Here is a 12737-nt window from a genome sequence, read left to right as displayed (position 1 = left end):
GGCCACGACCCCCGTCCCAGGGGCTGCCGCGGCCTGTGCTCGGAAGTCTCTACGGGGCCGGGCGGACGCCCGTACTGGCAGAACCCACAAAGATCCGGACATGGTCCCGGCGTCGTGTACGGAGGGCCGGCCGGAGCGGATCAGTCCGTGTCGCCGTGGAGAGCGCGCAGGCGGCGCAGACGGTCGTCGGCCCGGCCGTGCGATCGGTCCTGTGCACCGTGCCGGTACACGAGCCCGAGACCGTCCGTACCCCGGCGGCGAGCGCCGCCAGGGTGGTGGCCAGGCCCAGCCCGAGGTCGGTGGGCAGGTGGGAGGCGAGCACCACCCCCGGCCCCGAGGCCGCCCCCACGCGGGAGGACATGGCGCGGCAGGCGCGGGGGAGTCGGCGTCCGTCCCCGTCTGCCAGGACCACCAGCCCCGCACCGGCCTCGGTCACGGCCCGGGCGCCGTGGGCCATGAGCGGGGCGTCGGCGCGCGAGGCGTCCGCGGGGCGCACGCCCACCCGGGCCGGCGCGGTTACCGGTTACCGAGCGCCGTGCCGACCGTCGTTCCGGCCACCGGTTCAGCCGCCGGGGCGTGCGCAACGGCGGCCGCCGGGTCCGGGACGGACCAGCGGCGGTCCTGCTCGAAGGTGCGGAGCAGGTCCGCCGCCACGCTCACCGCGATGGCGGCGGGTTCCTTGCCGGTGATCCCGGGGATCCCGATCGGGGTCTTGATCCGGTCGATGGCGGCCGGGGCATGGCCGCCCTCCGCGGCCAGGCGTTGCCGGAACCGCGCCCATTTCGCCGACGAGCCGATCAGGCCGATCGAGCCGAGACCGGCGGTGCGCAGGGCGGCGTCGCACAGCGCGGCGTCCTCGGCGTGATCATGGGTCATGATCAGGACGTGGGCGCCGGGCGGCAGCTCCGCGAGCACCTCCTCCGGGAGCAGCGGCGTGTGGTGCACCCGGATCTGCGCCACCGCGTCCCCGAGCACGCCGAGCCGTTCGTCGGTGAGCATGTCCGGGCGGGTGTCGATCAGGTGCAGATCGAGGTGGTGGCGGGCCAGGATGCGTGCCAGTTCCAGTCCGACGTGCCCGACGCCGAAGACGGCCACCGCCTCGACCACCGGCAGCGGTTCGAGCAGCACGGTGACGGAGCCGCCGCAGCACTGCACCCCGTGCGGGCCGGTGACCTTGTCGTTGAGGGCGAACTCCATCAGTTCCGGCTCCGGATCGGTCGCGCCGCTCAGCTCGCGCGCCCGGTCGATGGCGACGGCCTCGATGTTGCCGCCGCCGATCGACCCCCAGGTCTCGGTGCGTCCCACGACGAGCTTGGCACCGGCCCGGCGGGGCGCGTGGCCGCGTACGGTCGCGACGGTCACGAGCACGCCGGGTTCCCGGCGTGCACGCAACCGCGCGACCGCGGCCACCCAGCCCATGTCAGGCATTGCTCAACACACTTGCCTCGGCGGGGACCCCGCTGCCGCCGGGCGTCCGCCCGCCGTACGGTGTGCCGCCCGCGCGGGCCGACTCGACCGCCCAGTACACGGCCTCGGGCGTCGCCGGGGAGGCGAGTTCCACGCTGACCCCGTCGGGTCCGAAGGCCGCGGCGGCCTGCCGCAGCGCCTCCCGTACCGAGAAGGCCAGCATCAGCGGAGGCTCGCCCACAGCCTTGGACCCGTAGACCGCGCCCTCCTCCGTGGCGTTCTCCAGCAGCCTGACGTTGAACTCCTCGGGCATCTCCGAGAAGCTCGGCAGCTTGTACGTGCTGGCCGCCTGGGTCAGCAGCCGGCCGCGGTTCGGGCCGTCGCCGGCGTCCCACCGCAGGTCCTCCAGCGTCAGCCAGCCCGCGCCTTGGACGAAGCCCCCCTCGACCTGGCCGATGTCGATCATGGGGGAGAGGCTGTCGCCGACATCGTGCACGATGTCCACCCGCCGGATCCGGTACGAGCCGGTGAACCCGTCCACCTCCACCTCGGCCGCGGCGGCGCCGTAGGAGAAGTACTTGAACGGCGAGCCCTGGAACACCTTCGCGTCCCAGTGCAGGCCCTCGGTCCGGTAGAAACCGGCCGCCGACAGCTGGACCCGCTGGAAGTACGCGGTGCGCACCAGGTCGTCCCAGGCCAGTTCCCCGTCGCTGCCGACGACCCGCGCGACGCCGTCGACGATGCGCACGTCCGAGGCGTTCGCACCCAGTTGGGTCCCGGCGACCTGGAGCAGCCGCTCGCGGATCTGCTCGCAGGCGTTCTTCACCGCGGCGCCGTTGAGGTCCGCTCCGGCGCTGGCGGCGGTGGCGGAGGTGTTGGGCACCTTGTCCGTGCGGGTCGGCGCCAGCCGTACCTTGTGCAGCGGGATGCCCAGCGTCGTCGCGGCCACCTGCAGCATCTTGGTGTGCAGGCCCTGCCCCATCTCGGTGCCGCCGTGGTTGATCAGGACGGAGCCGTCCTTGTAGACCAGCACCAGCGCGCCGGCCTGGTTGAAGGCGGTGAGGTTGAAGGAGATCCCGAACTTGATCCCGGTCATCGCGAGCGCCCGCTTGGTGTGCGGGTGCGCGGCGTTGAAGGCCGCGATCTCGGCCCGGCGGTCGCCGATGCGGGCGTCGTCCTGGACCTGGCGCCAGACGGTGGAGATCCGTTCGGGGTGCAGGACCCGCTGCCCGTACGGCGTCGAGTGGCCCTGCCGGTAGAAGTTGCGTTCGCGCAGCTCCATGGGATCGAGGCCGAGCAGCGGCGCGCACCGGCCCATGATGTCCTCGATCACCAGCATGCCCTGCGGTCCGCCGAAGCCGCGGAAGGCGGTGTTGGAGACCTTGTTGGTCTTGGCGATGCGGCCGGTGACCCGTGCGTTGGGGATCCAGTAGGTGTTGTCGATGTGGCACAGCGCGCGGGCCACGACGGGCTCGGACAGGTCCAGGCTCCAGCCGCCGTCGGCGGTCAGGGTGGCGTCGAGGGCCTGGATGCGGCCCGCGGCGTCGAAGCCGATCCTCCACGTGGCGTGGAAGCCGTGGCGCTTGCCGGACATGGTCAGGTCCTGGGTCCGGTTGAGCCGTACCCGGACCGGTCGGCCGGTCAGCCTGGCGCCGAGCGCGGCGATGGCCGCGAACCCGTGGGGCTGCATCTCCTTGCCACCGAAGCCGCCGCCCATGCGCAGGCACTGCACGGTCACCTCGTGGCTGTGCAGGCCGAGCACGTGCGCGACGATCTCCTGCGTCTCCGAGGGGTGCTGGGTGCTGCTCTGGACGAACATCTGCCCGTTCTCGTCGACGTGGGCCAGGGCCGCGTGCGTCTCGAGATAGAAGTGTTCCTGGTCGGAGAACTGGAACTCGCCCGTGAACACGTGCGCGGAGTCCTCGAAGCCGGCGTCGACGTCGCCGGACTCCATCACGGGCCGGGCGCCGTGGAAGCTCCCGGCCGCCATCGCCTCCCGCAACGTGATCACGGAGGGCTTCTCGTCGAGCTCCACCTCGACGGCCGCCGCACCGAGCCGGGCCGCCTCCAGGGTCTCGGCGAGCACCCAGGCGACGGCGTGGCCGTGGAACATGACAGTGTCGGGGAACAGGGGTTCGTCGTGCTTCATGCCGGCGTCGTTGACGCCGGGCACGTCGGCCCCGGTCAGTACGCGGACCACACCGGGCACGGCGAGCGCGGGCCCGGTGCGCAGCGCGGTGATCGTGCCGTGGGCCTTCATGACCTGGACCGGGTGGGCGTGCAGGACGTCCTTGGTGCGGTGGACCAGGTCGTCGGTGTAGAGAGCGGCGCCGGTGACGTGCAGGCCGGCGCTCTCGTGCGGCAGGGGGAGGCCGACGACGGGCTTCTCGGGACGTTCGGACAGATGGCTCATGACGGCACCGCCTCGGTGGTTCGCGCGTACAGCTTCAGCAGGCTCTGGCCCAGCATCGCGGTGCGGTACCCGGCGCTGGCGCGGTGGTCGTCCATCGGCGTGCCCTCGGCCCGCAGCACCCGGGCCGCGGCCTCGGCGGTCCGCTCCGTCCAGGGCTCGCCCTCCAGGGCGGCCTCGGTGGCGAGGGCGCGGATCGGGGTGGCGGCGATGCCGCCCAGGCCGATGCGCGCCTTGCGGACGGTCCCGTCCTCGATGTCGAGCGCGAAGGCGACCGCGACGCTGGAGATGTCGTCGAACCGCCGTTTGGCGATCTTGTGGAAGGCCGTGACCGGTGACAACGGCAGGGGGACGCGCACCGCTCGGATCAGCTCGCCGGGGCGGCGCACGCTCTGCCGGTAGCCGGTGAAGTAGTCGCAGAGGGGGACCTCGCGTTCGCCGTCGGCGTCGGCGAGCACCAACGACGCCTCCAGTGCGAGCAGTACGGGCGGGCTGTCGCCGATGGGGGACCCGGTACCCAGGTTGCCGCCGAGGGTGGCGCTGTTGCGGATCAGACGGGAGGCGAACTGCGGGAACAGCTCCGCCAGCAGTGGGACGGCGCCGTCGAGACGGCGTTCGATCTCCGTGAGGGTCTGCGCCGCCCCGATCTCGATGTGGTCGGATCCGACGTGCAGGGCGCGGAGTTCGGGCAGCCGGTCGACCGCCACCACGCAATGCGCCCGGCGGGAGCGGATGTTGACTTCGACGCCCCAGTCGGTGCTGCCGGCGACGACCACCGCGTCGGGCCGCTCGCGCAGCAGCCGCACCGCGTCGGCCAGGGTGCCCGGCCGCAGGAACGCGCTGTCGTCCTGCGTGTACGCGGTGGCGGCCGGTTCGGGCGGGGACTGCTCGCGGCGCCGTGCCAGGGGGTCGTCCTCGGCGGGCATGCCGACGGCGTACGCGGCGTCGCGGATCGGGCGGTAGCCGGTGCAGCGGCACAGGTTCCCGCTCAGCGCGTGCAGGTCGAAACCGTTCGGACCGTGCTCGGAGCCGGAGCCGGAGCCGGAGCCGTCGGCCGGGTCGGCGTGCGCGCAGCGGTCGGGCCGGTAGTACTCGGAGGCCATGCTGCAGATGAACCCCGGTGTGCAGAAGCCGCATTGGGAGCCGCCGCGGACGGCCATCTCCTCCTGTACGGGGTGCAGCACGGCCGGCGTGCCGGACGCATCGGCGCCGGCGAGGCCTTCGGAGGTGACGACCTCCTGGCCGTCGAGCGCCGCTACCGGGACCAGACAGGCGTTGACCGCCACCCAGTCGGTGGGCTTGTCCACCCCGGGACGGGCCACCAGGACGGAGCAGGCGCCGCACTCACCCTCGGCACAGCCCTCCTTGGTACCGGTCAGACCCCGCTCGCGGAGGAAATCGAGCACCGTGGTGTGGGCCGGTGCCGGTGAGATCCGTGTTTCTTTCCCATTGACCGTGATCCGCGCCGCTACCATCGCACGTCCTCATTTCGGCGCGCGGTCGATCGGACTGTCCAAGTCGCCATTTCAGGAGCTTTCTCTTCCGGTGGTCGCAGCCCGGGACACCGCAGTACCGCAGCGCGACACATCGGCACGCGACGGCGTGCCGTAAGGGGTGACATAGATGAGAAGGTGCCGGGGCCGCAAACGGGCACGCCGACGAGGGGGCTGCTCAGCAGCCGTGTGCTACACGACCCGGAGCCCAGGCGATCTGGTGTGCGAGGCGAATCAGCGCGGAGACGGTCGACATCCGGTTTCGCCTCCTTCCAGCAGCTCACGAGCGGGGTGCGGTCGAAGTTACGTTGCCACGGGTTCCTGGGTCAAGCACGGGTCGGTGGATTCCACGAAGGCCGGCCGCCGCGACCGGCGGATATTCGTAGGGGAAGCCAGGGGCGGGCCCGCCCCGCGATCCGGCGGAGGCCTCCTCGCACCCCGGCAGGGACGGCCGGTCCTTGGTCCGTACGGCGGGGAGCCATGCCGCCGAGGGCGCGGAGCCGGCCGGGAGGCGGATGCGGAACCAGCGGGTGGACCGCCTGTCCTCCTCGTCGACGATGGGCCGCCCGTCGGCGAGCTCGCAGACGGCGGCGAGGACGTCGCCGTGCCACACCCGGGTCGGTACGACGTTGTCCGGGGCGTACGGCTTCCGGGGATCGACCGCCAGGCCCAGACTGCACTGCGCGTCCCTGTCGGCCCGCTCCTGACAACCCCGTTCCGCGTTGAACACGCGTACCGCGCCGGTCGGCACGCCCGTAGGACCGGACGGTGCGTACGGGCCCGCGCGCACCGCGTCCGCGCACAGGGCAGCCCCGGCGATCCCGCAGAGCGCGGTGGCCAGGACGGCCGCACGGGCCCGGCCCGGCCGCCTCCCCGCACCCGCACCGGCACCCGCACCGGCCGCCTGCTGCGCGGAGATGCGGGCGAGCAGGCTGTCGGCGGTGTGCGGGGCCCGCGCCGCGTGCGTCGGGGCGAGGCAGTCGGCGGCCAGAGCACGCCAGAACGGCGGCAGGGCGTGGTCCATGCGCAGCGGGGCGCGCCCCGCGCCGTACTCCTGGACCGCCGCGCCCCGCGCCACGGGGGTGGCGCCGGAGAACGGCGAGCCCCCGGACGAGAACACCTCGTGGATGACGATGCCCAGGGCCCAGATGTCGGCCGTCGGCCGGACCAGTACGCCGAGTTCCCCGAGGGGCGCCCGCCAGCGCTCGGGCGGGAGGTAGTCCAGGGTGCCCATGGGGGGCGCGTAGCCGTGCGTCCCCGTCAGCTCGGTGGCGAGTCCGAAGTCCGAGAGCCGCACGGAGCGGTCCGCGCCCAGCAGTACGTTCTCCGGCTTGAGATCGGCGTGGACCCAGCCCGAGCGGTGGAGATGGGCGAGCCCCTCACAGATCTCCGCGATCAGTCGGCCGCGGTCGGCCTCGGGCACCCCGGCGTCGACGAGCTCCCGCAGGCTGGCCGCAGCCCTCTCCATGACCAGCACGATCGCGCCGTCCAGGGCGGGCCGGTCCGGTGCGCAGAGCACGAAGGTCTCCAGGAACCCGATCAGCCGAGGATGCCCCAGCCTGCGCCCGAGTTCGACCTCGCGGCGGGCGGACTCCACGATCCTGCGCGCTTGGCGCGGTGCGAGGGCGGCGGTCGGCATGATCTTGAGCGCGACGTCGGGGCGTCCCTCCTCCGGGCCGCCACCGGCCGGCCGCGCCGCGTAGACCGTGGCCCAGCCTCCGGACCCGATCACCTCGGCGACCACCCAGCCTCCCACCCGGTAGCCGGGCGGCAGCAGGTCCGAGCGGTCGCACTCCGTCGTACCGCCCAGGCCGAGCGGCGGTGTCATCGCCCGGCCTGCCGCTCCCGCCCGCGAGCCCCCGTCAGGGGCGGCAGCAGCGCGAGGTGCTCCTCCCGTACGAGGCCGAACCGCAGGGCGAGTCCGACGATCTCCTCCCGCTTGCCGTTGCGGCGCTCGGCCCTGCCGTGTTCCCGGGCCTCCGGGACTCCGATGCGCAGCTTCTCCTCGGCGAGGTAGTCGATGTGCGAGCTGACCGCCCGCGCGGTGGGCGTGCCGCAGCCGGCGCCCTGGCCGAGCCGTTCGACGATCTGGGGAGTGGTGGGGACCGCCACGGGGGACTGGTCGCGCAGGCGCGGTTCGCAGAGCGCGACGAGGACGAGGAAGTAGGTGGCCGTCTCGTCCAGGGAGTACGCGGTGACCGTGCGGTTGCCCCAGGGGGCGCCCATGGCGTCCGGGTCGAGGTAGACGTGGTCGGGCGCGAACACCTGGAAGGAGACGGGGAGTTCACCGCGGGTGGGCAGTACCACGCGCGAGAACTCGAACGGGATGGGCGTCCCGACCCGTCGCGGCGGAACCCTCAGGTATTCCCCCGCTCCCTCCGGGTTCTCCACGAGATAGCTGTGGGTGGTGCTGTGGTTCGTCAGCTGCCAGTGGTCGTCGGTCACGCGGATCTCCCCCGCGAGCCGGGAGATCGCCGCGTCGGCGAGCCGCAGTTCGACGGGTACCGTCGTGGAGCCCCGTCCGAAGCGGGCGGCTTCGCCGGGGCCGAGCCGCAACGTCACCGGGGCGACGCCCGGTTCACCGCCCGCGGCGCCGCCGCTCCCCGACGGCAGATGGACCACTACGCCGCTCACCGTTCCCCCTGTTCCACGCGTCGTGCCGGTCGGACGAGCGGAACGATACTCATCCCTCAGGGGAGTTCACCGGCGTACTTCGGCCAGTTCGGCGGGGGACGCGGGGGCGGGGCGGCGCCGTAGGCCGGGGACGGGGGACACACCCCGCCGTGGCGGGGCCGGGCGCCCCGCCGAGAACCGCTCGCAGTGGGCAAAGTCACCGTGCTCCGGGGCCCGGAAGGGTGCCTCGGGAGGCTCGGGGACGCTCCCGCGCCGTCGTTCTCCCTGTTCGGTTGGCGAGATCCGGACTCCGCGCTCGCAGGGCGGGGCCGCCCACTCCTCCCCCTTGGCGGTCCGGGCCGTGCGAACGGTCTGGAAGGTAGCAACGCAGAGGGGACCGGGGGACCCCCGGAAGGTTACGGACTGACAGGCCGACCCCGTCGGTCAGGAGGCGGGCGGGCGGTCGGAAGGGGCGGTCAGGAGGGCCTCGGCCACGGACGTGCGGGCGTACAGCACGCAGCGTCCGGCCCGGTGGGCGCTGACCAGACCCGCGCCGCGCAGCGCCGTGAGGAACTGGGACACCCCGGCCGCCGACAGCCCCGTGCGGCCGGCGAGTTCGGTCGTGGTGGCGGGTGAGCCCAGCTCGGCCAGCAGCAGGGAACGCGAGCGGCCGAGTACGGCGGCCAGGGCGCCGCCCCCGCCCCGAACAACCGGACGGGGCTCCCACAGTGCGCCGATACCACGGGCCGGATAGGCCAGTTGGGGAGGATCCGGCGGCGCCAGGCGGGTGAACGGGACCGGCCCGGTGAACACCGAGGGGATCAGCAGCAGGCCGGCGCCGACCGCCTGCCGGGACAGCGGCGCGTGCCGGTCGGCCAGCCGGAGGGCGCTGTCGTCCCAGCTCACCGAGGAGTGCAGCTCGCCCAGGAGGCGGCCCGCGCCGTGCTCGGCGACCTGCCGGGCCCGGTGGAAGACATCGGCGTCGAGCACCGCCCGGATCCGCACCCAGTAGGGCGCCAGGGCCACTTCCCAGTAAGCCTCGATCTCCTCCACCACCCGCTCCAGCAGGCGCGGCACGTCGTCGTACAGGTCGCGGAGCCCCGGGCCGAGACGTCCCTGCTGGTCCCGCAGCCGGTCGAGCTCCCCGCGGACCCGGCCGGCGGGTGAGGCCCGGATCGCGGCGAGCTCCTCCCCGAAGGTGGGGGAGGGACCGGGGGGCGCGGGATTGAGGAAGTCGGGAACGTACCCCGAGGGCGGCACCAGTTCGGCGAGCCGGCCCCGGTCGAGCCCCGCGGCCGCCAGACGCGGCCGCACCTGCGCCGTCCAGGCCCGGTGCACGGGGTGTTCGTGCCCCGACCGGAGCAGTCGCATGCTGGGCCCGACCTCCCACATCGGCGAGACGGCGAACCTCATCCGCGCCAGATCGCCCACCGACAACGCCAGTTCCGCCCGCACCGCCACTCCGAGGATTCACACATGCCTTAACCAATGGCCCGGCAGCCTACCCGCCACCGATCATCCGGTACATGACCTCACAGACGATCACGGCAGCAGGCACCTGGAAGCTCGGCGACCGCACGGTCAACCGGATCGGCTTCGGCGCGATGCGCCTGGCCCAGAACGGCGAGGCCCTCGTCAGCGGCGCCGTCCCGCGCGACCGCGGCCAGGCGGTCGAGGTGCTGCGCCGCGCGGTGGACCTCGGGGTGAACCACATCGACACCGCGGCGTTCTACTTCTCCCCGCTGCGCTCCGCCAACGAGCTGATCAACCGGGCTCTGGCCCCGTACCCCGATGACCTGGTGATCGCCACCAAGGTCGGGCCCGGCCGGGACCCGTCCGGTGAATGGCTGCCCCACGCCCGACCCGAACAGCTGCGCGGCCAGGTGGAGGAGAACCTCCGCCAGCTCGGCCGCGACCACCTCGACGTGGTGAACCTGCGGATCGTCGGCACCGGCTCGATAGCCGAACGCTTCGGAGTGCTGGCCGAGCTCCGGCAGGCCGGCCTCGTCCGCCACCTGGGGCTGTCGAACGTCCGGCCCCACCACCTGGACGAGGCCCTGGCCATCGCACCGGTGGTGTGCGTGCAGAACATGTACGGCATCGGCGTACAGCCCGAGCAGGACGAGTTCCTGCGCAGCTGCGGCGAACGGGGCGTCGCCTTCGTGCCGTTCTACTCGATCGCCGGCACCGGACGGCAGGCCGGCGCCGGCGGGGACGACAGCGCCGAGGTGCTGGAGGTCGCGCGGGCGCACGGGGCGAGCGCCGCCCAGGTCCGGCTGGCCTGGACCCTGCACCGGGGACCGCACGTACTGGCGATCCCCGGTACGGGGGACCCGGAGCACCTCGCCGCCAACGTGGCCGCCGGCGCCCTGCGGCTCACGGCGGCCGAACTGGCCGCTCTGGAGTCCCTGCACCGCGGCGAGGGGGCGTCCTGAGTCGTACGCCGGGGCCCCTGTCGGCGGGCCCCGGGCGGCGGGGCCCGGCGGTGGACAGAGGGGGGTGAGGCCGGCTGGTTGACCGCGGGGCCCGAACCGTTCAGCCAGCTCCATTGCGACCAGGTGGCGAATCCGGTCTGCCGCCGGTGGTGGACGCCGGCCCCGCTGGTTCCGAAGATCTCGATGCGGCCGTCCGCGTTGCTGCCCGCGCCGATCGCGGTGCCGCCGCCGAAGGTCTCCCACTGCGAGGCAGGGCCCAGACGCCGGCCAGGACGGCGAGTCCGGTGAACACGCCGCGGCACGAGCCGGTTCTTCTCATGGTGTGCCTCTCCGTCGCGAGGTGGAGTGTGCGGCGCGGCCGACCGCTGCTCTCCGGTCGTCGGCGGCCGACGGTAGGAGACGTCGATGAGATGCCGATGGAACGGGTTTCATCGGGATGTCATCGGCCGCTGCCACTGTCGTCCGGTGACCTCGGCCGACCGCGTCCCGAACGGGCAGGCGGACGCGTGGGCCGACTACTTGGGGAGGAACGAATGCGGGCACGAAGGATCGCGGCGGCATCGGCCGGACTTCTGCTGACGGCCGGGCTTTCGGTGGTGCAGGCGCCCACGGCGCAGGCGGCGGCTCCGTGCGAGGGCACCTACACGATCGTCGTCGGCGGCACGGGCAGCTCGTGGAACAACGACGGCTTCTACGGCAACATCCAGCAGCACGTGGGGTACCCCACCCAGATCCCCAACGGGGCGAGCGCCCGGGCCGGTGTGAACGAGCTGAACCGGCTGGTCCGCGACCAGCGCGCCGCGTGCCCCGGCCAGCACGTCAAGATGGGCGGGTACTCCCTGGGCGCCGCGGTCGTGCACATCTGGGTCACCGAGAACTGGCAGACCTTCGACAACGTCAACGCCGTCCTCATCTCGGACCCCAAGCGCCAGGGCCCGCCCGGAGCCAACGGCGGAGCCGTGCCGTTCGGCGGCTTCGTCGGTGCTCCGCTCGCCGGCGCCGACAAGTTCTTCGGCAACATCCCGGTCAAGACGATCTGTCACTGGGACTACGTCTGCGACGAGTCCGCGGGCATCTGGACCTACCCGGACAACCACGTCAAGAACTACCCTGCGGACTTCAACATGGACCACCACAACGACAATGCCAACGAGGTCTGGTACAACGGCGCCTGGTATCCCGCGTAGTCACCGCAGGCGTGGCGACCGCGCCCGTCCGGCCGTGGGGGTCAGGCCGTGGGGGTGAGGCCGAGGCCGGCCTCGTCGCCGCGCAGGATCATCTGGCGGGTCCGCCGCAGCATGCGGCTCGGCGGCACCCCCAGGTCGTCGGCGAGGCGGGCGCGGGCCCGCTCGAACACGGTCAGCGCGGCGGCCTGCCGACCGTCCCGGTACAGCGCCCGCATCAGCATCGCGGCCAGCGGCTCGTCCAGGGGGTGTGCCGTGGACAGGGCGAACAGCTCGGCGATCGCCTCCGACTCCTGGCCCAGCCGCAGCTGCCCCTCCAGTTTCCGCCGCGCGATGGCGATCCTGCGCTCGCCGAGCCTCATCCGCTCCAGTTCGGCGAGCGGTCCCGGCAGTCCGGCCAGGAGCTCCCCGCGGAAGAGCTCCAGCGCCCGGGCACACAGGCGGACCGCCTCGGCCGGCTCGCCCGCCCGATCGGCCGCGCCGATGGCGGAGACCAGTTCCTCCATGCGCGCCACGTCCACGTCGACCGCGCCGGGGACCAGCCGGTACCCGTGCCGGGCGTGCTCGATCACCGCATCCGGACCGTCGCCCGCCCGCAGGGCCTTGCGCAACCGGTAGACGTACACCGGGACCACGTTCGCCGCCGGCTGCTCCGTCCCCCAGACGTCGTCGAGCAGTTCCTGCCGGCTGAGGGGCCGCCCCGCGCCCAGTGCCAGCGCCGCCAGTACGGCCTGCCGGCGCAGGTGCCCCAGGTCGAGGGGCCGCCCGTCCAGCGTCGCCCGCAGGGGGCCGAGCAGGGAGATCCGTACCTGCGGTCCGGCCTCCCGGCCGGCGGTGGTCCGCGGTACCGGGCCCGCGGGCCGGGTACGGGGGCCGTCTCCGGGGACGACCAGGCCGCAGTCGAAGGCGTGCACGATGGCGGCGGAGCGGTCGCGCAGCCCGAGCTTCACGAGGATCCGCGCGAGGTGCCCGGCCACGGCGTCCTCGGGGATGGCGAGGGCGGCGGCGACCTCGTCGTCCCGCAGCCCGCAACCGATCGCGGAGAGGACGCGGCGCTCCTGCTGCCCGAGCACGGTCGCGCTGGGGCGGTCGGTGGTGGCGGTCGTCGGCATCGGCATCGGCATCGGCATCGCGGCTCCCCGGGCTCCGGACGGGTCGGTCTGACGGGCGCCGACAAGCTAGTCGGGGGAGCGTC

General features: G+C 73.4%; 10 protein-coding genes and 1 pseudogene. 2 read left to right on the top strand and 9 right to left on the bottom strand.

From position 1 onward, the window contains the following. Positions 1 to 49: 49 nt before the first annotated feature. From OHA91_RS04495 to OHA91_RS04465, 7 genes are all read right to left on the bottom strand, one after another. Positions 50 to 496 carry a hypothetical protein gene (locus OHA91_RS04495; RefSeq protein WP_328738641.1) on the bottom strand — a complete coding sequence of 149 codons (447 nt, stop codon included), beginning with the start codon at positions 494 to 496 and terminating at the stop codon, positions 50 to 52. 20 nt (positions 497 to 516) lie between these two features. Beyond that, positions 517 to 1419 (bottom strand): xanthine dehydrogenase accessory protein XdhC, encoded by a 903-nt coding sequence (xdhC, locus tag OHA91_RS04490; RefSeq protein WP_266496887.1) that lies wholly within the window; start codon positions 1417 to 1419, stop codon positions 517 to 519. A 1-nt stretch (position 1420) separates the two neighbouring features. Beyond that, positions 1421 to 3820 carry a xanthine dehydrogenase molybdopterin binding subunit gene (xdhB, locus tag OHA91_RS04485; protein WP_328738640.1) on the bottom strand — a complete coding sequence of 800 codons (2400 nt, stop codon included), beginning with the start codon at positions 3818 to 3820 and terminating at the stop codon, positions 1421 to 1423. Next, positions 3817 to 5292 (bottom strand): xanthine dehydrogenase small subunit, encoded by a 1476-nt coding sequence (locus OHA91_RS04480; protein WP_328738639.1) that lies wholly within the window; start codon positions 5290 to 5292, stop codon positions 3817 to 3819. Before OHA91_RS04480 ends, xdhB begins: the two co-directional genes overlap by 4 nt. A 298-nt stretch (positions 5293 to 5590) precedes the next feature. After that, positions 5591 to 7138 (bottom strand): serine/threonine-protein kinase, encoded by a 1548-nt coding sequence (locus OHA91_RS04475; protein ID WP_328738638.1) that lies wholly within the window; start codon positions 7136 to 7138, stop codon positions 5591 to 5593. Beyond that, on the bottom strand, positions 7135 to 7944 hold the full coding sequence (locus OHA91_RS04470; protein WP_328738637.1) for a serine/threonine protein kinase: 810 nt from the start codon (positions 7942 to 7944) through the stop codon (positions 7135 to 7137). The genes OHA91_RS04475 and OHA91_RS04470 overlap by 4 nt, the downstream gene beginning before the upstream one ends. 423 nt (positions 7945 to 8367) lie before the next feature. After that, positions 8368 to 9378, bottom strand: a complete 1011-nt coding sequence (locus tag OHA91_RS04465; protein ID WP_266495046.1) for an ArsR/SmtB family transcription factor — start codon at positions 9376 to 9378, stop codon at positions 8368 to 8370. A gap of 71 nt (positions 9379 to 9449) precedes the next feature. Here OHA91_RS04465 and OHA91_RS04460 point away from each other — a divergent pair, with 71 nt between their 5' ends. Then, positions 9450 to 10358: an oxidoreductase gene (locus OHA91_RS04460; RefSeq protein WP_328738635.1), complete on the top strand. Its 909-nt coding sequence runs from the start codon at positions 9450 to 9452 to the stop codon at positions 10356 to 10358. A gap of 77 nt (positions 10359 to 10435) precedes the next feature. Here the strand turns inward: OHA91_RS04460 and OHA91_RS04455 are convergent. Then, positions 10436 to 10606 (bottom strand): annotated as a pseudogene (locus OHA91_RS04455) (peptidase M23); the annotation flags it as partial. 285 nt (positions 10607 to 10891) lie between these two features. Between OHA91_RS04455 and OHA91_RS04450 the strand changes: the two are divergent. Next, positions 10892 to 11545 carry a cutinase family protein gene (locus OHA91_RS04450; protein ID WP_328738634.1) on the top strand — a complete coding sequence of 218 codons (654 nt, stop codon included), beginning with the start codon at positions 10892 to 10894 and terminating at the stop codon, positions 11543 to 11545. Between the two features lie 41 nt (positions 11546 to 11586). Here OHA91_RS04450 and OHA91_RS04445 read toward each other — a convergent pair whose 3' ends face one another. Continuing rightward, the gene (locus OHA91_RS04445; RefSeq protein WP_328741077.1) at positions 11587 to 12654 is read right to left on the bottom strand and encodes an AfsR/SARP family transcriptional regulator; all 1068 of its coding nucleotides are present in this window, start codon (positions 12652 to 12654) and stop codon (positions 11587 to 11589) included. Positions 12655 to 12737 lie beyond the last annotated feature (83 nt).

Origin of the sequence: Streptomyces erythrochromogenes (genome assembly GCF_036170895.1) — a bacterium.
GTDB classification, from domain to species: domain Bacteria; phylum Actinomycetota; class Actinomycetes; order Streptomycetales; family Streptomycetaceae; genus Streptomyces; species Streptomyces erythrochromogenes.
Note: the sequence above shows the minus strand (reverse complement) of the source record. Positions and strands in the feature narration are given on the sequence as shown.